Here is a 25,273-nt window from a genome sequence, read left to right as displayed (position 1 = left end):
TAAAAAATTCGAATATCCCAAAAATAAAATGCTATAAATAATATTAAAAAGGTTTCCTTAGGAGGAAACCTTTTTTGTTAACCATATATGGCTGTCAATTCGTTTATCTCTTTAATAAAAAACACCTTATCAATAGAAGTGAAAATGGTTCAGTATTCTTCTAAAAATAATAACTTATATACCTAAAACAATGAAAGCCCTACCTCTCTTTCATCCTTACGGCTCCTCGTCCGTGCCAGTGTGAATCAGGATTGCAAAAATCAAGTAACTATTTTATCGAAGTATTCAATTAAACTTCGAACATTCATAAATGAAATTAAAAAATAAAAATGGATTTGATTGTAGTAATAACAATAGAGGTAATGCTCTAAAAGTGGTTTGAAAGAGTTGAATGTCTTTGAAATGATAAATTTTCTATAATTATGTTCCCAAAAAATTCAAAATCTTTTTTGGGATATAATACATTATTTGTAATGAACCTTAACAAAAGCTTTTTATCTGATTTTCTGTGATACCTTCAATTAATCCCAGTTCACTAATCAAAAATTCATATGCGTTATCTAACATCTTCTTTTCGCTTGCATTAAGTGCTTTTTCTTTCTGTATACGCATTAAATCACGCACAACTTCAGCACCTTCTTGCATTTTACCCGTCTTTATTTTATCAGTGTTCAATTTATACCTTTGCTTCCACGTAAGTAATCTATCTGATTCCCCATGTTGAAAAATATCCATTATGTGTGCTAATGCGGTTATATCCGTAACTGGTCGTATATTCGAATTCAATATTTTCCCTGCTGGAATCATTAGTTCCATATTACTAGCCGACATTTTTATAACATAATACTGTTGTTTTTCTCCTGAGATTTCCTTCTCTTCTATGGCTTTAATTATACCTGCTCCCTGCATTGGATAAACAATGTTATCGCCAATTTGAAACAAATAATCCACCTCCATATATGGTAACCTTCTCAAGTTTAACACAGTTTTAGTTTTTTAGCAAAATTTTTATTTTATCACAAAATTATTTTACACGTCAACACTTCAGAAGCAAGAAATTAAATTTACACAATACACTATAAAAACCGCAATTCCATTAACAGTTCCACACACATTCATTCTCTTTTAACACAAAAACACATCACTACATTTAAGTAGTGATGTGTTTTTGATAAGACATAAATAAAGATTTACTTTTCCGTCTATATACTAACCTGCTTACTAACCGTTTCCCTCGCTAAAAGAAAACTCATAATCACTTGCGCTGCTACTCTACTCGTCATATCCCTAAAATCAAGAGTTGGATCAATCTCTACTATATCCATCCCTTGAACGAGCGGTTCTTTACCAAGGAATTCAATCGCATCTAGTAAAGTCGTACTATCCATTCCACCAGGCCCAATTGCTGGACAACCTGGTGCAAACGCTTGGTCTAGCACATCCATATCAAGAGAAATATAAATAGAAGTCACACCTTGATTTCTTAATACTTCAATACTTTCCGTGATAATATCTTTTATTTCTCGCTCTCGTACATCTTTCATTGTATACACTGTCACGCCATGTTCTATTGAATATTCATGGTACGCACGTGCATTAGAAAAATTACGAATTCCAATTTGAACAAGTTGTTTCCCTGTAATGACATCATTTTCTAGTAAACTACGGAATGGTGTACCATTTGACGGGCCTCCATCATCTAAATTACGTAAATCATGATGAGCATCAAATTGAATAATTCCGACCTTTCCTTTACTGTTTGCAAAACCTGTTATACTCGGAAAACTAATCGAGTGGTCACCGCCAAGAACGATTGGTATCATGTTCGGATTTACTTTCGTTACATGACCAACTGTTTTTACAATTCGTTTATGACTTTCTTTTATATCCGTCACATGCATCGTAATATCGCCGCAATCATATAAGACACTTTCTTTCATATCGTGTTCTTCTGTAATTGCATATGTGCTATATGCATCTAACATCGCACGAATTGTCTTTGGAGCAAAACTTGCTCCTGAATGACTAATAGATGGTTTAGAAAGGGGTGCTCCAATTAAGGCAGCACCGAATATTTCTACGCCTTCCTCCCAATCTTTAATCATCTCACTCCATTTTGTCACTTCACGATCAATAAACTTTGCATTTTTCTTTAAATAGTGGCCGTGCTCCACGATTGTTCACCTCTTGTATATGCAATATTACCATTCTTCCATACTGTATTCACATGACTTACGCCGTAATGATACGGTACGTAAGCATAATTGTAAGCATCCCATAAAACTAAATCTGCCTTACGACCAACTCTAATTTTTCCAGCTACATCACCACGGTTAATGGCATATGATGAGTTAACCGTTACGGCATTCCAAACTTCTTCTGGTGTCATTTTCAGTTTTAGCATCGCAATGCTCATAATAAGCTGAATATTTTCAGTTGGACAGCTACCTGGGTTAAAGTCTGTAGCTAACGCAACTGCAACACCTTCATCAATCATTTTACGACCACGAGCAAAGCTTTCTTTATTTAAATAGAAAGTTGTTCCTGGTAATAATGTTGCTACTGTATTCGAGTTTGCAAGCATTTCAATCCCTTTATCAGAAGCTCCAACTAAATGGTCCGCTGATGCTGCACCGATTTCTGCCGCTGCTTCCGCACCACCAAGAGGGTCGATTTCATCTGCATGAATTTTCACGTCAAAGCCAAGCTCTTTCGCTTTTAATAAAAATTCTTTTGATTCTTCTACAGAGAACACACCTGTTTCACAGAAAATATCAACGAACTCCGCTAATTGCTTCTCTTTCATTTCTGGTAGTAGGTCTAACATCCATTGTAAAAATTCTTTCGATCTACCTTTATACTCTTTCGGAACTGCATGAGCACCTAAAAATGTTGAAACTAAATCGATCGGATGCTCTTTTTGTAATTGTGCTGTTGCCTCTAATTGTTTCCATTCCGTCTCATCATCTAATCCGTAACCACTCTTCGCTTCTACAGTTGTAACTCCGAAAGATAGCATACGGTCTAAATGGAATTTCGCTTTTTGAACAAGTTCTTCTTTCGACGCCTGTTTCGTTGCATTTACAGTTGAAAGAATACCGCCCCCTTTTTCCAAAATTTCTAAGTACGGAACTCCTTGTAATTTTAGTGCGATTTCATTTTCACGAGATCCACCAAATACAAGATGAGTATGCGGATCAACAAGACCAGGAGAAACCATTTTCCCACCGCAATCAATAACTTCTTTCGCCTGAAGTCCTTTCGCTTCTTCCACTGTTCCAACGAAAGTGATTACACCATTTTCAATTCCAACCGCACCGTTTTCGATAACAGGAAGCGTGTTCATCGCTTCCCGTCTTAACAAGCCATCTTCTTGATCCATTGTTAGTAATTGACCGATATTTATTAGTAAAGTGTCCAGCATGTTTTCTCCTCCTTATTTCATCATTGGAATGTTAACGCCTTTTTCTTTCGCAGTTTCCACTGCCAAGTCATATCCTGCATCCACGTGACGAACAACACCCATACCAGGGTCAGAAGTTAATACGCGCTCAATACGTTTTGCTGCTGCTTCTGTTCCATCTGCAACGATAACCATTCCAGCGTGAAGTGAATATCCCATACCAACGCCGCCACCGTGGTGAACAGATACCCAACTTGCACCGTTTACACTGTTAATTAATGCATTTAAAATTGGCCAGTCAGCTACTGCATCACTACCGTCTTTCATCGCTTCTGTTTCACGGTTTGGAGATGCTACCGATCCGCAATCTAAATGGTCACGGCCGATAACGATCGGTGCTGATAATTCGCCATTTGCCACCATTTCATTAATGATACGACCAAATTTCGCGCGCTCACCGTAACCAAGCCAACAAATACGTGACGGAAGACCTTGGAATTCAACTTGTTGACGTGCCATACGAATCCAGTTACATAAATGTTCATTATCAGCGAACTCACGTAAAATTACTTCGTCTGTTTTATAAATATCTTCTGGATCACCAGAAAGTGCTACCCAGCGGAACGGTCCTTTTCCTTCGCAGAATAATGGACGGATAAATGCTGGAACGAATCCTGGGAAATCGAATGCATTTTTCAACCCTTCATCGAAAGCAACTTGGCGAATGTTATTTCCGTAATCAAATGTAATTGCACCTTTTGCTTGCATAGCAAGCATTGCTTCCACATGTTTTGTCATGCTCTCTTTTGATAATTGTACATAGCGCTCTGGATCTTCTTCACGAAGTTTCGCTGCTTCTTCTAATGTGTAACCTACTGGAATATAACCGTTTAATGGATCATGTGCAGATGTTTGATCCGTAACTAAATCTGGCGTAATATTACGCTTCACTAGCTCTGGTAAAATTTCTGCCGCATTGCCTAATAATCCAATTGAAATTGGTTCTTTCTTCTCTTTATACTCGTTCGCAACCGTTAATGCTTCTTCTAACGATTCTGTATACATATCACAGTATCTCTTTTCAATACGACGATCGATGCTGCGCTTATCAACATCAATAGCGATAACAACACCGCCATTCATCGTTACAGCAAGAGGTTGTGCACCACCCATACCACCTAAACCAGCAGTAAGTGTTAGTGTGCCTTTTAATGAACCATCGAAATGTTGACGTGCCGCTTCTCCAAATGTTTCATATGTTCCTTGTAAAATACCTTGTGTTCCAATATAAATCCAGCTACCTGCTGTCATTTGTCCGTACATCATAAGACCTTTTTTCTCTAGTTCACGGAAGTGATCCCAGTTTGCCCATTTTGGTACTAAGTTTGAGTTCGCTAACAGAACGCGCGGTGCATCTTCATGTGATTTAAAGATTGCAACTGGTTTTCCTGATTGAACAAGTAACGTTTCATCGCTTTCTAACGTTTTTAATGAATCTACAATCGCCTGATAGCTTTCCCAGTTACGGGCTGCACGGCCAATTCCGCCATATACAACCAATTCTTCTGGTTTTTCAGCAACTTCCGGATCTAAATTGTTCATTAACATACGAAGTGCAGCTTCTTGAACCCACCCTTTCGTTTGTAACTCAGTACCTCTTGGCGCGCGAATTGTTTGTTGTACTTTTTCCATTTCAATCTCTCCTTTTTCTCATTTTATAGTGCTGCGTTTACATCTAATCTTTCTTTGATCGAATAATTCGTTTTTAACCAATACGCAATATTTTCAATATCCGTTGAGAATATGCGGTCATTTGTAATAGAAGGTACTTGCTGACGACCTTGATGGTAGAAGCTCTTCGTCACTGTACTCATGTTTTCAATACCGCGATATTCTGCAGCTTGCATCGCACAAATCATTTCAATTGAAAGAACACGTCTTACGTTTTGAATAATTTGATGTGCATGGCGTGAAGCGATTGTTCCCATACTTACGTGATCTTCTTGGTTAGCTGATGACGGGATTGAATCAACACTCGCCGGATGTGCTAACGTTTTATTTTCAGAAACTAGTGATGCTGCAGCATATTGCATAATCATCGCACCAGACTGAAGTCCTGGTTCTGGACTTAAAAATGGTGGTAAATCATTTAATTGCGGATTCACTAAACGTTCAATACGGCGCTCTGAAATATTTGCAAGTTCTGCCATTCCTACTTTTAAGAAGTCCATCGCAAACGCAATCGGTTGACCGTGGAAATTCCCGCCCGAAATTACTTTTTCCCCACCATCAAAGATAAGCGGATTATCTGTTGCGGCATTCATTTCAATTTCTAATTTTTCTTTCACATAATTTAAAACTTGCCAAGAAGCACCGTGTACTTGCGGGATACAGCGAAGTGAATATGCATCCTGTACACGTAGTTCTCCTTGTTTTGTTGTTAATTTACTGTCATGAAGAATGTCACGAATTCTGCTTGCTACTTCCACTTGCTCTTTATAACCGCGTGCTTTATGAACATTTTCATCAAATGCATCAATAATGCCTTGTAACCCTTCAATTGTCATCGAAGCAATTAGTTCAGCTTGATACGCCGTTGCTTCTGCTTCTATATAAGAAAGAACTCCTTGTGCTGTCATCGCCTGCGTACCATTAATTAACGCAAGACCTTCTTTCGCTTCAAGTTCAATCGGCTCAAGCCCTTCTTCTGTAAGAGCAACCATTGCATGAACGCGTTTCCCTTTATAGAACACTTCACCTTCGCCTAATAATACGAGCGCAAGATGAGATAAAGGTGCTAAATCTCCACTTGCACCAAGTGAACCTTGTTGCGGAACGACTGGATGAATTTTACGATTTACAAACTCAAGAAGCATATTTACAACGAGCGGTCTAACGCCAGATACCCCTTTAAGCATCGTGTTCGCTCGTAAAATTAACATACCGCGTGATACTTCTTCCGGGAACGGATCACCTATCCCACATGCATGTGACTGAATTAAATTATGTTGAAGTGCCTTTACATCATCTTTTTGAATAAGCACATCACTAAACTTTCCAAATCCAGTTGTAATACCGTAAACGACTTTTCCGTCCTCTACAATTTTCTCAACTACTTCGCGGCACTCCGCCACCTTTTTCATACTATTTGGACAAGCTGTTACACCTTCTCCTTCCAGTAATAACCTCTTCATTTCTTCAACTGTCAATGTATGTCCTGTTAACGTAATCATCATTTTTCCTCCTTAAAAAGGCAAAAGGGGACCTTATCTTTTTTTAAGACAGACTTCTGTCCTAAAAAAGTAAGGCCCCCTTCTAACTAATAGACTATGGGCAAATCATATGTGATTAATTCCTAAACCAATCGCCTCATGCTCAGATCCTTTTACAGGTGCACCAATCGTTCCATATAATGCAACAGCAACCCATTCGCCTTCTTTTTTTCCGTCGTATGGTGTACCGCGCACAATCGCAAAACGAAGTCCTACTGTACGAAGAACGTCTGCTAACTGAATTTGACCTCTCGTCACTCCGTACAAAGCTTCCATAATTGCATGATAAAGTGCATGTGTTTCTCTGTAAACGTCTGTTTCAATAACTTGGTTGCTTTTAGCCGCTGTTTCCATTGCTGCGACAACCTTTTGCGAATTCATCGAACCCACTTTCCCCGTACAATATTTCCAACCTTTCGGAATGGATAATACAGGGCTTTCATTCTCATCCGCAAGTGCCAACAGCATGGCCATACGACCAATTCGATGTGTTCCTTGAAGAAGCATGTGACTCTCTCATTTCTTTTAATTATTTGAATATTTCTTAATTTAAGAATATATGAAAACGGTTAAATCGTCAATAGTTTAAACTCACATTCAAACAATTTTTTCATCTCCTCCATTTGTGTACACAAATGATTTACACAAATTTTTCAGGCATGCTATAGTCTCACTAACAGATGCAAAGGGGAGAGATTCCAATGAAAAAGCGAAAAGATATTCATTTTCGAATTGAAGAAAAATTACTTGAAAGGTTTGAATCCGCACTCCATTACGAAGGTTTAAAGAAAACCGATGTATTAACACATGCGATTCAACAATTTTGTATGAAAGTGGAATATGAAAAAATGAATGATGTAAAACGGCAATATAGCGTTAGTAACAATTTACAAACACGTATCGATACACATAAACATTACGAAGAAAAACAAGTGAATTTAGATGAAATCGTTATTGAACATTTACAACTTCAAGGGAGAGAAAGAATATTAGAGGTTGGGTGCGCTAACGGAAAATTCCTTTCCCTTTTGCAAGCGAATGGCCATAAAGGTCAATTAACCGGTTTTGATCAATCAGAAGCCATGCTTTCTGAAGCCACTAAAACGAATAATTTAATTGAATGGAGACTAGGTGACGCTGGAAAACTTCCTTTTGAAGCTAATTGCTACGACTGGATTGTCGCAAGACATATGCTATATCACATGAAAGATGTCGAAAAAACAATTCAAGGATTCCATAAAGTAATTCGTCCTGGTGGCTCACTTTTAGCTACAACAAATTCTAGCGTTACACTACCTCGTATAGTTGAAATGTGTAACCGCATGTTAGACGCATTTGATTTGCCGAAAACAACATCATCAGTCACTCCATTTTGTTTAGAAAACGGTAAAGAGATATTACAATCCGTTTTTCCAACTGTTGAAGAAACAGTTATTCATAATGCTCTCGTTTTTCATCATGCTACTCCGATTGTAAACTATATTTCTAGCATGTTTCCGTCGTTAAATATACCGGATAACACACTTCTTCACACCGAAATGAAGGAATGGCTAAAAGAAGAAGTAGAAAATGAATTGTTACTTCATAATGGTATATGGCGCGATCCGAAAACGTTAGCCATTTATCGATGTCAAAAAGAAAAAAGCTAGCATTAGCTAGCTTTTATACATTCTCAGGCAAAAGCTTCTCCATCATCACATTCCCTTTACCACCGTAAAAATTTATATTATGTTCGTTTGCTACTCCAAAATAAGAGGCAATCGCTATTCCGAATGGTACAAATGCATGCCCTTGTGCTGTAATGATATTTGAGTGTTGCACAACTTCTTTATACACAAAATTTTCTACTGGAAAACAATCAAGCTTTTGATAATCTAGGGTCACTGTATACGAGATTTCTTTGAATAAGCCTGCTTTTGCTAGCGCATACGGTCCAGCACAAATTGCCGCCACTAATTTTTCTTGTTCATGAAATTGACGAATGATTGAAAAAAGAGGTTTTGCATCTTTCAACTGTACTTCTTCTCCACCTGGAATAAGTATCCCCTCATACTCATCTACACGTACTTCACTTACTTCTATATGCGGCTGCACTTGCAACCCGGTTTCACTTATAACCAATTCTTTAGTTAAGCCCGCTGTGATGATTTCATATTTATTTTTCAGCAATGCCGTTGCTACTGTTATTTCAAACTCTGCAAATGTTGGGTATACAAATAAAAGTATTTTTTTCATAGCCCTCTCTCCTTTAGCCAGTCCATAAAATATACCTCTAAATTGTTCACTGTTAATCTATTTGTGTCCACATAAGTTACAGGAAATTGTTTATACCAATCTTTTTCAGTTTCTACTAATTTAAATTGCTCCTCAAACGTACTTCTGTTTCTTGTTCTATCATTATTTTTTCTAGCATATACATTCTTTTTCGTAACATCTAAGTAAAAAATCGCATCCGAACGGCATTCTCTTAATTTATATAATTCATCTTTCAATTCAGTTTCTATATCCCACTCTTCTCCTATAATCGTTGGATAAAAGAGTGTAAAAAACTCAATGTCTTCTGGTCCGCGATCAAAAATTACGACTGAATTTTTCACATTTTGAAACTCCTTAATTTTTGCTTCCATAAACATTTTTTGATTCATAATAAACCCTACTTTTGAATTCATATCTAAATTCAATTTTTTTCGCTTCTCTACAATTGGATATGGATTTTCATATATAACTCGAAACCCTCTCTTTTCTAACCTTTTTGCTAATGTTGTTTTTCCGCTAGCCATCGGCCCTTGCAGTGAAATTACATATGCCACGCCTCTCATTCCCTTACACTTTAGTACACCTATAATATACAGAACCTTGAAAACTCTCAACATTATATATATCATCTTGTTTCTTATTCTTATCTAACTTATAATGAAAAATAGAGATTATGACGGACGCATCAATAATGTAAGCTTGGAAATCCAAGCTTACATTATTTTTTGCTTTCCCTTTTCTAATAAAAAGAGTATACTAGATTAGAACGTATGTTCTTAATAATTACATACAGTAAGGAGATAGAACAATGGTATACGACACAAAAGCAATTTCTTGGAATGAATCTTTAAAACAACTTCAACGCCGCTATACAAACAAACAAGTTGACCGAAAAGAATTTGAGGATATTGAACTGATGGAATTCTTCCGCGATAACAACTACATTTCTTTACCTACACATATAAGCGGCCTATCAAAAACACGTTTTACTTCTTACTCTATTTTCACAACTGAAGATAAAGATCGTAAAGTTGGCACACTTATTATTGAGTATGTTGAAGACGATAATAATAATTTATGTGTTGAACAACTATACTTCGTTTAAACTATAACGCTTGGTCAAAATGACCAAGCGTTCTTGCTTTCTATGAATCTCACTGTATATAATATGAATAAAAGAAAACCGCTATCATTAAGGGGGGATATGCTTGCTCGAGGGATGGTTCAGTTGGTTCATTGTATTATGGACGGTTATTTTATTAGGGCTTATGTCTATCGGTGGATACTTTATGTTCAGAAAATTTTTAAAACGTTTACCGAAAGAAGACGGCATGTCCATTTTAGATTGGGAAGAACACTACATAAATAAAACGAGACATTTATGGACTGACGAACAAAAACAATTGTTAGAAGAGCTTGTAAGTCCTGTTCCAGAACTATTTCGCGATGTTGCAAAATCAAAGATTGCTGGAAAAATTGGAGAACTTGCATTACAAGAAAATGCCTCTCAAATTACACAAGACTTAATTATTAAAGGATACATCATTGCCACACCAAAGCGTGATCATAAATTTTTAATTAAAAAACTACAAGAAAAAAAGATTGATTATTCTAACTATCAATCTTTACTTGCAAAGTAACTTCATATTATTTTCGATAAAAAAGACAGCGCCTTTGACGCTGTCTTTTTTATTTAATACATATACAGTTTTTAAGTTAGCTTCATATCTTTTTCATTATAAAAACCATCTTCTTTTTCCATTTCCTTCTGTAATTTCGTAAAGGAACGATACATTGCAATTCTCCATGACACAATCATCGCAAACGCAAGTAAGAAGAACATGCCACTAAGTTGTCCTAAATCAAGAGATTGACTTAAGTATGTTTTAAATACAATCCGCACTACAAGTAATCCAATTAATATAAAAACAAAGGCTTTTGAACGCTTCAAATAAATCTCTTGTCCTCTAATTTCAAATTTAGATGTTTTAATAAGAAAAATAGAGAAAATCAAACCGACACCAATTGCTTCTAACATTTCTGCTGGAGTTAATCGAAATTCAGGAAAAACATACATCAATGCGCCCGTACTCATAAAAAATGGCGGAAGTATAATTTTTTTCAATGTTGCAGGTTTCTTAGCTGCTTTTAAACGAATAAACATCGCACCGACAGCCATACAAACAGCAACGATACTTGATAAAAGAACTATGTTCATATTTTCTCATCCTTTTTTGTGGCTATATGCAAAATATACTTTCATTATATGCTTTTCCGTTAGTATTTCCAACATTTTCGCAGAATAATACTAAAAACCAGTAAAACCACCAAATAAACTTGAGAAATATACGATAATTTTCGTCATCCAGTTAAAGTATAGGAAGACACCCATAACAATCATAATATATCCTCCGACTTTCATGAAGGCCATACTATTTCTTTTAATCCAAGACATTTTCGTAATAAAGAATGACAATACGAAAAACGGGATTGCAAATCCAAGTATGTAAGCAATCATGTATATCATTGCTGATTCTGGATTTGTTGCTGCTAATCCAATTACGGACACTAGAATTGGTCCGGTACATGGCGTCCACCCTGCTGCAAAAGCTAATCCAATTAGTACTGATCCAAAATAGCCACTTGGACGATTTTTAAATGTAAATTTACGGTCTTGCATTAAAAATTTCGGCTTAAACACCCCGACAATAATTAAGCCGAACACGATGATAAATATACCACCTAACTGTCTGATTAAATCTTTATAGTCAGTAAAGATTCCTCCAATAAAACTTGTACCAAATCCAATTGCAATAAATATAATTGAAAATCCAAGTAAGAAAAACGCTGTATGTATCATACTTCTTTTGCGAAGCATTGCATTTTCTTCTTTCAATTCAGAAACCGACATACCTGTTATGTACGATAAAAATGCCGGATAAAGCGGTAAGCAACATGGGGAAATAAATGATAAGAACCCGGCGCCAAACGCTAAAAAAATACTAATATCTTGCATCATTCCACTCCTCTCCCTAAATATTGTAACAAAAACACATAAAAATACTATGAACAATTCGTGAAATCACTTTTACAACGTGGTAATAAGAAAAACCATACTTCCTCACAGTTTCTAATAAAACGTTTTCATTTCCTTCTATTATATAGAAAAACTCAAATGGATTTTACAACTCCTTTAATTGTTATTACCATAACAAAGGTAACATAGTTTCTCAAATAATTAGCACGTTACTAGTACGTCTATATACATATTGGTTTAAAAAAATATTTTTTTCAAATGCTGTCTCTATACAATACAAAGTTGATTTTATAATACTTCTACTATTAATAATTTCAAGATTATGCATAAATATCATACTTTTATTATTATTCTATAAAATGTCATACTTTTCTTTCATTTGACCCTTTATTTCTAATTTTGTATACTTCCCTCTAGTTATATATTTTCGATACGGAACAACTTCATATAGATGGGAGGAATTTTTCATGCTTCGTTATTCTCTTTTAGTTTTATTAGGAGCGTGTAGTTATGGAATTTTAGCTATTTTTGTTAAGCTTGCATATGCAGAAGGATTTTCACTTGGAGAGGTAATTGGCAGCCAATATTTGTTCGGTTGGATTATTTTGCTTGCTATTACACTTCTATTTTCTAGACATCGCGTTCCTTTAAAGCAAGCATTACTTTTATTCGTTGCAGGAACATCTGCAAGTTTTACCGGAATTTTTTATTATGCTTCATTAAAAACTGTACCAGCTTCTATTGCAATTATTCTTTTATTCCAATTCGTTTGGGTCGGAATTATCATTGAAGCAGTCGCAACAAAAACATTACCTTCAAGAGAAAAAGTTATTTCTGTTATTTTCTTACTTGTAGGGACATTTTTATCAAGTGGTTTATTTGAACAATCAGTAGGTGCTTTCGATACGACTGGGATCATTTTAGGTTTATTATCTGCTGTTACATTCGCAACATACATTTTCGTGAGCGGAAAAGTTGCTGTTGAAGTACCTTCATTACCGCGCGGTGTTCTCTTAATGACTGGTGCTTTAACTTTAGTCATGATTGTATTCCCACCAACATTTATTTTTAATGGTGCCATTTCTCAAGGTCTATGGAAATATGGTTTAGGATTAGGAACATTTAGTATCGTAATTCCATCTATTGCCTTTACAATCGGTATTCCAAAAATCGGTTCTGGCTTAGCAACTATTCTTGGTGCAGCGGAACTACCAGTTACAACAATTATGTCAGTATTCGTTTTAAAAGAAGCTGTACTATCTTCACAATGGTTCGGTGTATCACTTATATTAATTGGGATTGCAATCCCGCAAATTGCATACGCAATGCGTGGACGTTATCGTAAACATCATACGCATAAAAAAGTCGCAGCATAAAGTAAAACTTTAATTAGTTGAACCAATCGGGCTGCCCATTAATACGGGATAAACGAGAGAGGATTTTCATTTGAGAATCCTCTCTTTTATTGTTGTATACTTATGATAAATATTTTGCTGAAGAAAGAAGGCATACTACATGGTATCTATTTCAAATCAACTAAAAGAAAAACTTATTTCCATGCGTCGACATTTACATGAGTATCCAGAACTATCATATGAAGAGTTCGAAACAACAAAAGCAATAAAAAATTGGTTAGAAGAAAAAAATATTACTATCATTGATTCCAATTTAGAAACAGGAATTATCGCTGAAGTGTCTGGTAATAAAAACGGACCAATTGTAGCAGTTCGTGCTGATATTGATGCTCTTCCTATTCAAGAAGAAACACATTTGTCCTATGCATCTAAAGTACGAGGGAAAATGCATGCTTGTGGACACGATTTTCATACAGCTGCTATTTTAGGTACTGCTTTCTTATTAAAAGAAAGAGAATCTTCCCTAAATGGAACGGTTCGCTTCATATTCCAACCAGCTGAAGAAAGTAGTAATGGCGCTTGCAAAGTTATTGATGCTGGACATTTACGTAATGTGCAAGCGATTTTCGGCATGCATAATAAACCTGATTTACCAGTAGGTACTATTGGCATTAAAGATGGTCCACTGATGGCCGGAGTTGATCGATTTGAAATTGAAATTCACGGAGTTGGTACACACGCGGCTGTACCAGATGCTGGCGTAGATCCTATTGTCGCATCCTCTCAAATTGTGATGGCACTGCAAACAATTGTAAGCCGAAATATAAGTTCATCTCATAATGCGGTTGTTAGTGTCACAAATATTCATGCAGGAAATACGTGGAACGTGATTCCTGAAAAAGCTACATTAGAAGGTACTATTCGCACGTTCCAAGCTGAAACACGTGAAAAGATTCCAGCACTCATGGAGCGTATTATTAAAGGTGTATCTGATGCATTAGGTGTAAAAACGGAATTCCGTTTTTTTTCAGGTCCTCCTGCTGTTCACAACGATAAAGCTCTTACAGACTTATCTACTCAAGTTGCCACAAAGATGAATCTTAATATCATCTCACCTAGTCCGTCAATGGCTGGAGAAGATTTTTCATTTTACCAACAGGAAATACCAGGTTCATTCGTCTTTATGGGAACGAGCGGTACACATGAATGGCATCATCCTGCTTTTACAATTAATGAAGAGGCACTGCCTATAAGTGCAGAATACTTTGCTTTACTAGCCGAAAGAGCACTTAAACAATTCTCATAAAAAAAGCCGTTCAAAGTGCATCTCAGCACCCTGAACGGCTTTTCTTATTAAGTTAAATCACGTTTTAAAAACACAGTATATGAAATACATAAAAATACGAACAAATAAAGTAGTAACATACATGATGCAAACGGGAATGTTACTCCATCAATAAAACTTCCATTCTTTGAAATACTATATAAATCTGTGTTTGCTGGCAATAAATATTTCGCCCAGTTATATCTAGTGGCTGCTAATAACGCAATATTGCCTGATAAAGCAAGGAATAGTGAAATACCAATTGCACCTCCACTAGATCTCGTTAACACAGAAATCATAAATGCAAACGATGCATACACAACCGTTGGTAACCATGATAAAACATAATATTTACTTGCTTCCACAAAAATATTTTGTTTTATTATATTTCCATCTTGGAAAATAAACTCACTCCATGCAGGCTGTTGGAATTTATAAATAACAAGTCCACATAAAGCGGAGAAAATCATATTAAATATAAACAATAAAGCTGCAAATATAACGATTGCTAAAAACTTTGCTGTTAAAATTTTAAATCGACTCGCCGGACGGATTGTTAAAAATTTATATGTTCCCCAGCTATATTCATTCGCAAAAATTGTACTTGCATACACGAGGATAAAGGGGAGCAAAATTGGAAATACGATAAAACCTGTATCTCTCATGAAAGAAAGTGGAGAACTGCTTGCCGGTGCTGTATCCGTATCTAAATGCTTCATCTTAAGCTGGTATTCTTTTACAAGCTCATCCCCTGATTTTTCTGCTAAAATAGCTTCTTTTTTCATGCCAAGCTTTTTCTCAATTTCTACAGTACGTTCTGTATAATCTACTTTCCATCCTTTTGTTTCCGGTTCAAAATACTTTACCGTAACCCATCCTAATCCGATTATTAATACTGCAATAACTGCAAATGGAATAATCGTTCGCTTCCGCTTAAATATTTTATACAGTTCATTATATACTAAATTAAACAATATCTTTTCCCCCTGTTAATTCTAAAAATTGCTCTTCTAACGTTTTTCTTTCTTCATATACACGATACACTTGAATATTTTTCTCAAGCAATGTACGAATAACATTTGGGATTTCTTCATCTTTTACATTAATAAGTAATTCATTATCTTTTACTAAAACATCATGCCCTAATATTTCCGCTGCTTTATTCGCATCATCTACACGTATACGGATCGTCTCCATCTCTTCGCTTTGGCTATGCTGAATATTTTGCGTAGCCACATATTCCCCGTGCTGAATAATGATAACTCTGTCACACATTAATTCAACTTCTGAAAGTAAGTGACTTGATACAAGTACAGCTTTTCCTTGTTCATGTGCAATTTTTTTTATGTACATTCTCATTTCATGTATTCCACTAGGGTCTAATCCATTTGTCGGTTCATCTAGTATCAACACGTCTGGATTGTGAATAAGCGCCTGAGCGATTCCTAAACGTTGTCTCATGCCGAGTGAATACGCTTTTACTTTGCGATCAATTACTTGTCCCATCCCTAACAATTTCACTACTTCATCGATACGTTCTTCAGTCACATTACCATTCATTCGTCCGAAATATGTTAAATTTTCATAGCCACTCAAAAAAGGATAAAATTCAGGTGTCTCAATTACCGCTCCAATTTTCGCAGCGGTTTTTTCGAATTGCTGTTTCACAGATTGACCATCAATCCATACTTCACCTTCTGTCATACGGATCATACCAACCATCATTCTCATTAAAGTCGTTTTTCCAGCACCGTTTGGTCCGAGTAAACCGACAACCTCGCCTTTTTTCACTTCAAAACTAATATTTTGTACAAGTGTCTTTGATCCGATTCGCTTCGTTAACCGATCGACTTTTACAATTGATTGTTCATTTGTCATTCTATACAACCTTTCCTTCCCATTCTTTGTCAGGTCTTTTCACTGTAACATGATTATTTTTATGTGTAAAATAGAAAAAAGCATGATTTCTCATGCCCTTTCTTTAAACCGCAACGAATTTTCACCCTTTAAACTTCGAACAAATCGATAACATTGCATCATCGATATTAAAACGACAGTCATAATAATTATACTAATAATTACAACTGCATATATTGTAATTGGCGCACTATTTATTCCTTGTATCCCTGCGATTTTCATAAAGATAACCGTGAATAATTTCAAAAATAGCATCCCATTAATTAATCCGAAAACAAATGCTGCTCCATAAATGAATAATTGCTCCTGACATAATACACATAGTACCTCTTTTCTTTTCATATTTTCTGCTACATAAGATGTAAACTCCTCCCTCCTCACATGCAAAAGAGAGTACATCATTTTATATGTAGTAAAAATACATATGAAAATTAATACAATAAAAAGTGTGTAAAAATACATTTGAAATACAAATGCATCCCCTACTTTCAAAATAGCTCCTTCATTAAATTGTAACGATATCATAAAAAACAAAATCATAGTACTCATAGCAATCCACATAAATTGCTTCATCCTTTTGGTAGCAAATGTTCTAATATTTTTTCTCGCTAACCGACATAAAGACATAACATTCTTCCCCTACCTTATTACATACACATTCTATACTACTAGTGTATAAAAATATGACATTTTAAACATCGCACTACAATCGGAATTTCTTCTAAGTCTTTAGTCCTAGAAAACGAAATGATAAAAAAATCACATTTAGAATATAATTGTAAAAAGGAGGAGATTGCATGCGTATAAAATTACTATCAATCTTGTCTTTATTATTACTCACAAGTTGTAGCCAACTAAAAAACAATGAAATTGCCATTGTTGAGCCATACAAATTAACAAAAGAGCAAGCTTCTATTTTACAAATGACTCCTCTTCAAGAAAGAAATAGCATGTTTTATAACGTTACGCTTAAAAATGATAAAGATGAAATAAATGCTACAATTGATTATTATAACAATGGTAAAAAAACAAAAGAAATTGCTAATATAGCTACCTCACATTTTTCAAAAAAGAAAGTAAAGCTTTCTTTTTTACCACCACATTTCCAATTCGATAAAGATATACAAGAAAAAAGGCAGTGGTATATGAATATTGAAGGTGGTTCAACGCTTGTTCATGAAGAAGAACCACGAAGCGTAAATAGCTCTGCAACTACTACAATTCAATCTATAAAAAATTTAAAATACAATCAAAAAACAACTTTAGCTGCTGTAATTCAAACCAGTAAAGAAACTGTAAGCGTTCCTACCATTGATGAAGAAACAGGTATTGATCTACTCTTAAAAGAAAATGAACACGTTTATCTATTTAGTATCGAGCTAAAAAAAGAACAATAAAGCGGAAATGCAACTTAAGTTGCATTTCCGCTTTATTGTTTAATAAGGTGTACTTTTATGGATTTGAATTAAATCCATTTTCTGTTACTACTATTATTCATCTTCTACTTCTATTCTTTTCTTCTCTCTTGCAATTTTTAAAAACTCTAGCAGCTCTGGATTACTATTCATTTTTTTGTAAGCCACTGACATTTCTGCCACAAAATTAGAATCATATAACTCTTTATATACAACTTCTGTTTTATATAACTTATTTGCCGATACGGGTATTACTGTAATTCCAATCCCTGCTGCTACAAGCCCCATAACTGTTTGATACTCTGTTGCTTCTTGTACAATGCGTGGACTAAATCCAACTTCTCTGCAAAGAGATAAAATTGTATCATACAAAGCTGGCCATACTGGTCTCGTAATAAATACAAACGGCTCATCTCGTAAATCTTCTATATGTATTTCATCTTTCTCTGCAAGTGGATGTGCCTTTGGTAAACATAAGGTGCAAGATAACCTTTGAATTGGCTCTAATTCTAATAATTGTGTTGGAATTGGTGGACGTAAAAAGCCAATATCGATACGGTTATCATGAAGTGCATGAACTTGATCTGGTGTTGACAATTCATGTAATGCAACAGACACTCTCGGAAATTTCTTTCTATATTCCCTAACAATTGATGGTAAAATATCATATATCGCCGCACCTACAAAACCAATTGAAAGTGATCCTACTTCTCCCCTTTGTGCACTTTGTGCAACTTCTACTGCTTTTTCAATTTGTTCAAACGCTTTTTTTACTTCTTTTAAAAACATTTCTCCTGCTTCTGTTAGTTCAACCTTTCTTTTCGTTCTTGAAAATAATGTAACTCCCATTTCTTTTTCTAATTGCTGTATTTGTTGACTAAGTGGTGGTTGTGTCATTTGTAAACGAGCAGCTGCCCGTCCAAAGTGTAACTCTTCTGCCACAACAACAAAATATTGCAAATGCCGTAATTCCATTTTTGGACACCCTTTTCACTTTCGATTAATACGTCTAATATATTAATACCATATAATTTATATATTAGACAAATATTTCGAATGAACGTATAGTAGAAATTGTTAATTCTTTTTTACAATTTTTATGTAAAAAAAGAAAGAGGTGGTTACTGTATGAAATGGTGGAAGTTAAGCGGACAAATTTTATTACTATTTTCTTTCGCTTGGACAGGTGAATGGATTGCAAAACAGGCACACCTCCCAGTTCCAGGAAGTATAATCGGTATTTTTTTATTATTAATTTCATTAAAATTTAACCTAGTTAAAAAAGAATGGATACAGGACGGAGCAGATTTTTTATTAAAAGAACTTATTTTATTTTTCATCCCTTCTGCAGTCGCTGTCATACGTTACAGAGATACACTAACACAATATGGAATCGATCTCATTTTAATTATTATGATTAGCACTCTTTGCGTTACCTTAGTTACAGGACTTTTAACAGAATTGCTACTAAAGCGGAAAGGATCAACGCAATGATCGGATTTCTTTGTTTACTATTAACACTATTCACATATTGGATATCAAAAAAAATGTATCAACGTTGGAATTGGAGTCTACTTTCTCCTCTTCTCGTCTGTCCCATTATTTTAATTGCTTTATTGCTCGGATTAAATACACCTTATGAAACATATGAATCTGGTGGTCACTGGTTAACTGAATTATTAAAACCCGCAACAGTTGCTTTTGCATGGCCAATCTATAAATACTTTGATTTATTAAAGAAACATGGAATGGCTATCTTACTTAATGTCATTGTCGGTTCGTTTTTATCAGTCATTACTTCAGCACTACTAGCAAATTATTTTCAAATTGATTCATCACTAGAACATAGTTTAGCGCCACATATCGTAACAACACCAATCGCAATGGCTATTTCAGAAATGATTGGTGGCATGTCACAATTAACTGCTGTATTTGTCGTTTTAACTGCCTTAACAGGAGCATTGCTCGGTCCTTCTCTCATACGTATTTGCCGTATTAAAACAGCAATCGCAAAAGGTATTATGTTAGGAACAAGCGCAAATGGAACCGGTACATCAAAAGCATTCGAAATCGGTCCTGTGGAAGGAACAATTGCAAGTTTATCTATGCTTTTAACAGCAGGCGCTAGTTTAGTTATCGTTCCGCTTTTCTTGTCTTGGATACATTAAAGAAGCAAGTATTTACATACTTGCTTCTTTATCTATATATTGGCACAGCAATTCATAATCCTCTGGAAAAGCTAAACACAATTGTTCAACTTCATGTATCCCTTTCCAAGCAATTTCATGTATTAACTCATCAGGATCTTGGATTTTCATATTACCGCCTATTTGTTTAACAAAATAATAATGGACATACACTGGAACACCGTATGTAATACCCTCTTTTTCATATATTTTATTTACAACTTCCACATTGTAACCTGTTTCTTCCCAAACTTCCCTAATACAACATTCTTCTAGTGTCTCTCCCTTTTCAAGTCCTCCACTTGGGACAGACCACCTTTTTTCTTCTCCCTCTTTTCCCTGCAGTACCATTAAAACTTCATTTCTTTCATTTACACATACCGCTGCACTACCTATCCATCTCTCCATAAACATCCCTCCCCTACTAAAATTCGCCCTCTTTTTTATTTTCCCCTTGAAAAAAAGAGGAAAATAATAAAACAATGACGAAAAATTACATCAACTTCATAGACAATCCCTTTTTAGAAATTAAAACTGGAAGGATGAAAATATGATTTCTAATTATGTTGTGGAATGTGTCTTTTGTGAAAAAAATCGAAAGCCTCGCCAAGCTATTGTCACCGTTCCCGCCACTACTCAGCTACTAGCCATTGAAAAAGTGCGTGCAGAATGTAAACGTCGTTTCGGAAAAGCTTTATTATTACAAACAGAAATTAAAGAAGAAATAGTTTTTGAACAAAAAGAAAGCTGACCATCAATTGGTCAGCTTTCTTATCCGATCATATTTTCACATGAAGATTAGGGGCATCCTCTTTAAGGATCGGGATTTTCCCATTATGTACGTTCCATAATGGTCATCGAACAATATATTTCTATGCAATTAACTATTGAATAGAATAGGGCAAAACTTGTTCGCATTTTTAGAAAAGGGATAGGGATATAATTCAAGTAGTACTTCGAATACTCGAACTTTACACTCATAATATTAAAACAAATCCTTTTATATGGGAAATATGAATTACCTACATAATTCATTCGTAAAATATATTAATAGTTTGCTATATTAATTTTATCCCGCTATTTGTAAGCAGTCCCCCCTACTTATTATAATTTCACTTTATTCCATCAATAGCATACATCCAGCTAAAACCGGTGTCATAATCATCGAAAACCTCAAAAGCATTCGCGGTGCATAATTTGTAAACTTCGCGCCAATATATGCCCCTAACATGGTCCCAATTAATACTTGCAATAACAATATATAATCTAAATATCCTTCCGAACTATATCCTAGCCCGCCTCCAATTGCAATCGGTAATATAACAAGCATCGTTGTCCCTACAGATTGCTGAATCGTTAGTCCCAATAGAACCATTAATCCAAGTTGAATAAACGGTGCAGAACCAATCCCAAATGAACCAGCCATCATTCCAGTAACTAATCCAAGGCATATACATTTCAACAAGTAGTTAACGGGAAACTCTTTATGTTTATATAAAGACGACTGTTCTTTGTTTTGGAACATAATTAATTTAATAAACATAAAAATTGCCGATAAAAATAACATCCCAGCTGTAAACCAATGAAGAAGATGAGCTGGTATAAGTGAACCAAATTTAGAACCAATATAAGAGCCAATTGCGCCAAATCCCCCAACAATCCCGCCTATAATAAGTGCTACATTGCCTTCACGGTAATGACTGACAACACCTGATAATGTCGTAAACGCCATTGCGGTTAAAGATGTTGCAAGAGCAACATGAATAGGAATATGGAATACTAAAGTGAGTATCGCGATAATAAACCCAGCTCCTCCAGCTCCAACAAATCCTAATAAAATACCCATTACTAACATTGTTATAATAATTGCCACAGACTTTCCCTCCAGTAACACAATTATCCATCATATTTATCCTTACATACAAATAAAAAGCATCCTAAACGGATGCTTTTTATTTCAATGATATGTACTTAATCTTGATTAATCAAAATAACCGCTGGACCAGCGACTACTACTCCAGCTACTTCTATCTTTTCAAATTCCTTTACTGTAATAGATATAACTCCTTCTCTTTCCATCAATTCTTTACTCAGGACATCAGTCGGGATTGCTTTCACCGTCTTACCTCCTTTTCATTTATACAATATGATAAAGTGAAACTTTCATCAGTGGGTTTTTTGTCCGTACTTATTGATTATTAACCCTCAGCAATCGGGCGAATAATCACCCAATGCATCTATATATATGCATCACCTCCGCTTTCATTCCTTATTCCACTCAAAAACCTTCTCCCCCTTCCGTGACATATTGAAAAATAAAAAAGAAGCTATAACATATAGCTTCCCTCCACGTTTCTTTAATCTTTATACACCGTATATTCCATAACTTTACCATCTCTATTAAATTGTAAAACAAGCTGTTCGCTATCTATTGGAATAAAGCCACGTTCAGTCCCAAGATAATACAAAGTGATAACTCCTTCTTCCCCACTTCTCGTTTCCGTTGGGGCTCCTAACAATTGTGTAATTTCTTCATTTGATTTCCCTATTAATTTATATTTTTGTAATAGATCATCTACCATATGTACCCGCTTATCTGCATGATTTAACCATCTATTCTGATTAAACTTTGATGTATATTCATTTACACTTAATTGTACAGTGCACACTATTAATGGTATGAGTGCTACTATTAAAACCCCCAACATTTGCTTCTTTTCTTCATTACGATTTTTAGAAACATATAAAATAACCCTTTGAATCATGACTAATAAAACAAATGGTATGAATACTACAAAAATGCTCCTTACCCTTAAGGGTATATGGACCATATCAATGAAGAATATAAATACAATGTACATTACTATATACAAACAAAAATAGCCATACAAAATACTACGCAGCATATCGTTCAGAAAGATCTCCCCTTTTAACTCACTATATAGTTCATCCGGCTAATCATTTCTCGAATCTGTTCTAATTCTTGCTCTGTATATACTACTGTCCCTGTTAAGATTTCATTTCTGAAGAACGTTACAATTTGCTCCCGATCTTTTAATCTAGGTGTTTCCTCACTAGAAAGGTCTACTATTGCTTTTCCATTTTTATTATAAAAATATACAACTGGTTTTACCTTTTCTTTTATACTATTAGCCTGCATTTCATTCAAACAATTGTATAAAATTTTAGATAGTTTCTTCGCCTTATATACTGGATTCCCTTCATTTTTCACTTGTATAGTTGACGAATCTTTACCTACTATATATTCAAATGTCTCTTCTTTATCAACTTCTTGTTGATACTTACCCATTTCATCAATCATAAATGAATATATACCAGCATTTTCTTTCGTTAAACCATGAATTAATTTCTCGTTCCATTCTTTCGTCTCCAGTAGATAAATACCAGTTTTGCACAAGATGAGATGATGGATTCTATTATCGTTTATTTCACTATTATTTTTAATAAAAACATTCGGCATGACTTGAATTTCAGCATCTAATATGATACCTTGCTCTATGAATCCTCGCTTCATATAATGTAATGTTTCGTACGTATTCATTTCAGCACCGTTTTTAGTATATTCTCGTAAATTTGCAATTAATTTTTGAAACATATGTATTTCGTTATTATGTTTATTTTGCATTTCACTACGTTCTTTACTATGCTGCATAGCTAATTGATTTTTCATCATACGCATATTTTCAATTTCTCTATTTGCACTTACTTGTAAATCATTGTATTTTTTCTGTTCCATATTTTTTAAATTATTTTGTTGTTCTTTATGCTCTATCACTGTAGCTGCAATTTCATTTTTATACGTTTCAATCGCTTGTTTCTTTTCAAATTCTACTTGCTGACTCTCTGATTCTAACTGTTTATTTTTATAAAACAGCACAAATGCTACAGCTAATAATATTAAAATCGCACCTATTAGCACATAATTCATATTTTTACTCCTTTATTTCATTTTCGATTATTTTTTATAAATATATCTACTATAGTATACTATGGTTTCGATATAGACTTTGTAAAAGTTGTATATTTTTAATAAAAGGCACCTCTGACGGGGCACCTTTTATTTTCACTCTATTGTACACCATACTGAATATAACTCGGATCGTAGTATATCCATTGATTTGTCCCTAAGCAAAGCCATCCATCTTGCTTACTCCATACTCGATACGATTCACCCTGATGTAACTGTCTTATAACATTTCCATTTAATGATGGAGCATCACGCAAATTTACATTATCACCAGTAATAGTCGCCACATAATGTTTATACTGAATATAACTCGGATCATTATATACCCACTGATTTGTCCCTAAACAAAGCCATCCATCTTGTTCTCCCCAAACTTCATATGTTTCGCCACGATTCAATTGGCGAATTACACTAGACTGTAAAGATGGTCCACTTCTCAAATTCACATTATCTCCATTAATTATAGCAACCCCGTACACTGGAGTTGCATTATTAGGCGGGGAAACATTACCTCCACCACTTGCTCCATTCCCTTTTAAAGCTTCTAATGAAACTGCAGCTGATACATCACAATTTCCTACGCCTGAAATTTGTCCAGAATCTGTGTACTGCCACGCTGTCCATCCACCAGCATCAGCAGGCGGTGTACTCGAGTATTTAGCAATCCAAAGCGGTATATCACTTAATCCGCTAATTCTGAACTCATTAATATACCAAACTCCTGTATATAACATTACATCTTTTCCAGTAGCCTGTTTCACATAATTTATGAAGCTTCTTGCCCAATTCGATATAGCGTTACCAGTTAAATTACTGTTGCTCGGATCTGTTGGTGATTCTAAATCCAGAACTGGCATTAAGTCTGTCTGGTTACTTTGTAATATACTCACAAAATATTTCGCCTCTGAAATTGCATCATTTTGTTCTGGACGTGCAAAATGGTATGCACCAATTAATACATTCGCACTTCGGGCTGCTTGTACATTTTTAGTAAAAGTAGGATCAATGTAGTTTACACCTTCTGTCGCTTTTGCATACGCTGCTGGAATTCCAGATGCCTTCACTGCATTCCAATCAATATTCCCTTCCCAATGAGACACATCAATAAACGTAACATTTG

At 35.1% G+C, this 25,273-nt stretch carries 30 protein-coding genes; 9 read left to right on the top strand and 21 right to left on the bottom strand.

Going from position 1 to position 25,273, the window contains the following annotated elements:
* Nucleotides 1-480 precede the first annotated feature (480 nt).
* The 6 genes from ACTFRH_RS10775 to hutP form a co-directional block, all read right to left on the bottom strand.
* Nucleotides 481-942, bottom strand: a complete 462-nt coding sequence (locus tag ACTFRH_RS10775) for a CarD family transcriptional regulator (RefSeq protein WP_175423368.1) — start codon at nucleotides 940-942, stop codon at nucleotides 481-483.
* A 260-nt stretch (nucleotides 943-1,202) separates the two neighbouring features.
* Nucleotides 1,203-2,174: a formimidoylglutamase gene (hutG, locus tag ACTFRH_RS10770; protein WP_000399832.1), complete on the bottom strand. Its 972-nt coding sequence runs from the start codon at nucleotides 2,172-2,174 to the stop codon at nucleotides 1,203-1,205.
* The gene (hutI, locus tag ACTFRH_RS10765) at nucleotides 2,153-3,424 is read right to left on the bottom strand and encodes an imidazolonepropionase (RefSeq protein WP_000887544.1); all 1,272 of its coding nucleotides are present in this window, start codon (nucleotides 3,422-3,424) and stop codon (nucleotides 2,153-2,155) included. Before hutI ends, hutG begins: the two co-directional genes overlap by 22 nt.
* Nucleotides 3,425-3,436: 12 nt before the next feature.
* Nucleotides 3,437-5,095 carry a urocanate hydratase gene (hutU, locus tag ACTFRH_RS10760; RefSeq protein ID WP_000416945.1) on the bottom strand — a complete coding sequence of 553 codons (1,659 nt, stop codon included), beginning with the start codon at nucleotides 5,093-5,095 and terminating at the stop codon, nucleotides 3,437-3,439.
* Between the two features lie 23 nt (nucleotides 5,096-5,118).
* On the bottom strand, nucleotides 5,119-6,636 hold the full coding sequence (gene hutH / locus ACTFRH_RS10755; RefSeq protein ID WP_000631861.1) for a histidine ammonia-lyase: 1,518 nt from the start codon (nucleotides 6,634-6,636) through the stop codon (nucleotides 5,119-5,121).
* 105 nt (nucleotides 6,637-6,741) lie between these two features.
* Nucleotides 6,742-7,182 carry a hut operon transcriptional regulator HutP gene (hutP, locus tag ACTFRH_RS10750; protein WP_000926516.1) on the bottom strand — a complete coding sequence of 147 codons (441 nt, stop codon included), beginning with the start codon at nucleotides 7,180-7,182 and terminating at the stop codon, nucleotides 6,742-6,744.
* 194 nt (nucleotides 7,183-7,376) lie between these two features.
* Here hutP and ACTFRH_RS10745 point away from each other — a divergent pair, with 194 nt between their 5' ends.
* On the top strand, nucleotides 7,377-8,324 hold the full coding sequence (locus ACTFRH_RS10745; RefSeq protein ID WP_000746256.1) for a class I SAM-dependent methyltransferase: 948 nt from the start codon (nucleotides 7,377-7,379) through the stop codon (nucleotides 8,322-8,324).
* Nucleotides 8,325-8,337: 13 nt separating this feature from the next.
* Here ACTFRH_RS10745 and ACTFRH_RS10740 read toward each other — a convergent pair whose 3' ends face one another.
* Complete coding sequence (locus ACTFRH_RS10740) at nucleotides 8,338-8,910, bottom strand: DJ-1/PfpI family protein (protein ID WP_000722208.1); 573 nt, start codon at nucleotides 8,908-8,910, stop codon at nucleotides 8,338-8,340.
* On the bottom strand, nucleotides 8,907-9,494 hold the full coding sequence (locus ACTFRH_RS10735) for an AAA family ATPase (protein WP_003302191.1): 588 nt from the start codon (nucleotides 9,492-9,494) through the stop codon (nucleotides 8,907-8,909). The genes ACTFRH_RS10740 and ACTFRH_RS10735 overlap by 4 nt, the downstream gene beginning before the upstream one ends.
* Before the next feature lie 245 nt (nucleotides 9,495-9,739).
* Here ACTFRH_RS10735 and ACTFRH_RS10730 point away from each other — a divergent pair, with 245 nt between their 5' ends.
* Both ACTFRH_RS10730 and ACTFRH_RS10725 read left to right on the top strand, forming a co-directional pair.
* On the top strand, nucleotides 9,740-10,036 hold the full coding sequence (locus tag ACTFRH_RS10730) for a hypothetical protein (protein ID WP_000262406.1): 297 nt from the start codon (nucleotides 9,740-9,742) through the stop codon (nucleotides 10,034-10,036).
* A 103-nt stretch (nucleotides 10,037-10,139) separates the two neighbouring features.
* The gene (locus tag ACTFRH_RS10725; protein WP_000889393.1) at nucleotides 10,140-10,571 is read left to right on the top strand and encodes a DUF2621 domain-containing protein; all 432 of its coding nucleotides are present in this window, start codon (nucleotides 10,140-10,142) and stop codon (nucleotides 10,569-10,571) included.
* A 71-nt stretch (nucleotides 10,572-10,642) separates the two neighbouring features.
* On the opposite strand, the gene ACTFRH_RS10720 is transcribed toward ACTFRH_RS10725, so the two are convergent.
* From ACTFRH_RS10720 to ACTFRH_RS10710, 3 genes are all read right to left on the bottom strand, one after another.
* A complete protein-coding gene (locus tag ACTFRH_RS10720; RefSeq protein WP_001028440.1) occupies nucleotides 10,643-11,149 on the bottom strand; it encodes a CcdC family protein in 507 nt (168 codons plus the stop codon).
* Nucleotides 11,150-11,239: 90 nt separating this feature from the next.
* Entirely contained in the window at nucleotides 11,240-11,947 is a 708-nt protein-coding gene (gene ccdA / locus ACTFRH_RS10715) for a cytochrome c-type biogenesis protein CcdA (RefSeq protein ID WP_001152676.1), read from the bottom strand.
* A gap of 16 nt (nucleotides 11,948-11,963) precedes the next feature.
* Nucleotides 11,964-12,092: a peptidase T gene (locus ACTFRH_RS10710; RefSeq protein WP_074593505.1), complete on the bottom strand. Its 129-nt coding sequence runs from the start codon at nucleotides 12,090-12,092 to the stop codon at nucleotides 11,964-11,966.
* A gap of 343 nt (nucleotides 12,093-12,435) precedes the next feature.
* Here ACTFRH_RS10710 and ACTFRH_RS10705 point away from each other — a divergent pair, with 343 nt between their 5' ends.
* Nucleotides 12,436-13,344: an EamA family transporter gene (locus ACTFRH_RS10705; RefSeq protein WP_000947038.1), complete on the top strand. Its 909-nt coding sequence runs from the start codon at nucleotides 12,436-12,438 to the stop codon at nucleotides 13,342-13,344.
* 139 nt (nucleotides 13,345-13,483) lie between these two features.
* Nucleotides 13,484-14,629, top strand: a complete 1,146-nt coding sequence (locus tag ACTFRH_RS10700) for a M20 peptidase aminoacylase family protein (protein ID WP_000253681.1) — start codon at nucleotides 13,484-13,486, stop codon at nucleotides 14,627-14,629.
* Between the two features lie 47 nt (nucleotides 14,630-14,676).
* Here the strand turns inward: ACTFRH_RS10700 and ACTFRH_RS10695 are convergent, their stop codons facing one another.
* From ACTFRH_RS10695 to ACTFRH_RS10685, 3 genes are all read right to left on the bottom strand, one after another.
* Nucleotides 14,677-15,621 carry an ABC transporter permease gene (locus ACTFRH_RS10695; RefSeq protein ID WP_000482759.1) on the bottom strand — a complete coding sequence of 315 codons (945 nt, stop codon included), beginning with the start codon at nucleotides 15,619-15,621 and terminating at the stop codon, nucleotides 14,677-14,679.
* The gene (locus ACTFRH_RS10690; protein WP_000180624.1) at nucleotides 15,614-16,525 is read right to left on the bottom strand and encodes an ABC transporter ATP-binding protein; all 912 of its coding nucleotides are present in this window, start codon (nucleotides 16,523-16,525) and stop codon (nucleotides 15,614-15,616) included. Before ACTFRH_RS10690 ends, ACTFRH_RS10695 begins: the two co-directional genes overlap by 8 nt.
* A gap of 90 nt (nucleotides 16,526-16,615) precedes the next feature.
* Complete coding sequence (locus tag ACTFRH_RS10685) at nucleotides 16,616-17,191, bottom strand: FtsX-like permease family protein (RefSeq protein ID WP_000050625.1); 576 nt, start codon at nucleotides 17,189-17,191, stop codon at nucleotides 16,616-16,618.
* A gap of 170 nt (nucleotides 17,192-17,361) precedes the next feature.
* Between ACTFRH_RS10685 and ACTFRH_RS10680 the strand changes: the two genes are divergently transcribed.
* Nucleotides 17,362-17,961 carry a hypothetical protein gene (locus ACTFRH_RS10680; protein WP_001220628.1) on the top strand — a complete coding sequence of 200 codons (600 nt, stop codon included), beginning with the start codon at nucleotides 17,362-17,364 and terminating at the stop codon, nucleotides 17,959-17,961.
* A gap of 93 nt (nucleotides 17,962-18,054) precedes the next feature.
* Here the strand turns inward: ACTFRH_RS10680 and alsR are convergent, their stop codons facing one another.
* Nucleotides 18,055-18,954, bottom strand: coding sequence for an acetoin biosynthesis transcriptional regulator AlsR (gene alsR / locus ACTFRH_RS10675; RefSeq protein WP_000423234.1), 900 nt, complete (start codon nucleotides 18,952-18,954; stop codon nucleotides 18,055-18,057).
* A 153-nt stretch (nucleotides 18,955-19,107) separates the two neighbouring features.
* Between alsR and ACTFRH_RS10670 the strand changes: the two genes are divergently transcribed.
* Together ACTFRH_RS10670 and ACTFRH_RS10665 are read left to right on the top strand one after the other, a co-directional pair.
* Nucleotides 19,108-19,473: a CidA/LrgA family holin-like protein gene (locus tag ACTFRH_RS10670; RefSeq protein ID WP_000872376.1), complete on the top strand. Its 366-nt coding sequence runs from the start codon at nucleotides 19,108-19,110 to the stop codon at nucleotides 19,471-19,473.
* Nucleotides 19,470-20,147 carry an LrgB family protein gene (locus ACTFRH_RS10665; protein WP_000578962.1) on the top strand — a complete coding sequence of 226 codons (678 nt, stop codon included), beginning with the start codon at nucleotides 19,470-19,472 and terminating at the stop codon, nucleotides 20,145-20,147. The genes ACTFRH_RS10670 and ACTFRH_RS10665 overlap by 4 nt, the downstream gene beginning before the upstream one ends.
* Nucleotides 20,148-20,159: 12 nt before the next feature.
* Here the strand turns inward: ACTFRH_RS10665 and ACTFRH_RS10660 are convergent, their stop codons facing one another.
* A complete protein-coding gene (locus ACTFRH_RS10660; RefSeq protein ID WP_000442982.1) occupies nucleotides 20,160-20,573 on the bottom strand; it encodes an NUDIX hydrolase in 414 nt (137 codons plus the stop codon).
* Nucleotides 20,574-20,715: 142 nt separating this feature from the next.
* Between ACTFRH_RS10660 and ACTFRH_RS10655 the strand changes: the two genes are divergently transcribed.
* The gene (locus ACTFRH_RS10655) at nucleotides 20,716-20,916 is read left to right on the top strand and encodes a DUF3903 domain-containing protein (protein ID WP_000625227.1); all 201 of its coding nucleotides are present in this window, start codon (nucleotides 20,716-20,718) and stop codon (nucleotides 20,914-20,916) included.
* Between the two features lie 366 nt (nucleotides 20,917-21,282).
* Here the strand turns inward: ACTFRH_RS10655 and ACTFRH_RS10650 are convergent, their stop codons facing one another.
* From ACTFRH_RS10650 to ACTFRH_RS10630, 5 genes are all read right to left on the bottom strand, one after another.
* Entirely contained in the window at nucleotides 21,283-22,038 is a 756-nt protein-coding gene (locus ACTFRH_RS10650; protein WP_000974657.1) for a sulfite exporter TauE/SafE family protein, read from the bottom strand.
* A 98-nt stretch (nucleotides 22,039-22,136) separates the two neighbouring features.
* A complete protein-coding gene (locus ACTFRH_RS10645; protein ID WP_000644411.1) occupies nucleotides 22,137-22,283 on the bottom strand; it encodes a BC1881 family protein in 147 nt (48 codons plus the stop codon).
* A gap of 239 nt (nucleotides 22,284-22,522) precedes the next feature.
* On the bottom strand, nucleotides 22,523-23,071 hold the full coding sequence (locus ACTFRH_RS10640; protein ID WP_000946312.1) for a hypothetical protein: 549 nt from the start codon (nucleotides 23,069-23,071) through the stop codon (nucleotides 22,523-22,525).
* A gap of 23 nt (nucleotides 23,072-23,094) precedes the next feature.
* Nucleotides 23,095-24,114, bottom strand: coding sequence for an NERD domain-containing protein (locus tag ACTFRH_RS10635; RefSeq protein WP_001110270.1), 1,020 nt, complete (start codon nucleotides 24,112-24,114; stop codon nucleotides 23,095-23,097).
* Between the two features lie 140 nt (nucleotides 24,115-24,254).
* Nucleotides 24,255-25,253, bottom strand: a complete 999-nt coding sequence (locus tag ACTFRH_RS10630) for a GH25 family lysozyme (protein ID WP_000020118.1) — start codon at nucleotides 25,251-25,253, stop codon at nucleotides 24,255-24,257.
* Nucleotides 25,254-25,273 lie beyond the last annotated feature (20 nt).

Origin of the sequence: Bacillus cereus group sp. MYBK216-1, from assembly GCF_051916495.1 — a bacterium.
Lineage (GTDB): Bacteria > Bacillota > Bacilli > Bacillales > Bacillaceae_G > Bacillus_A > Bacillus_A thuringiensis_K.
Note: the sequence above shows the minus strand (reverse complement) of the source record. Positions and strands in the feature narration are given on the sequence as shown.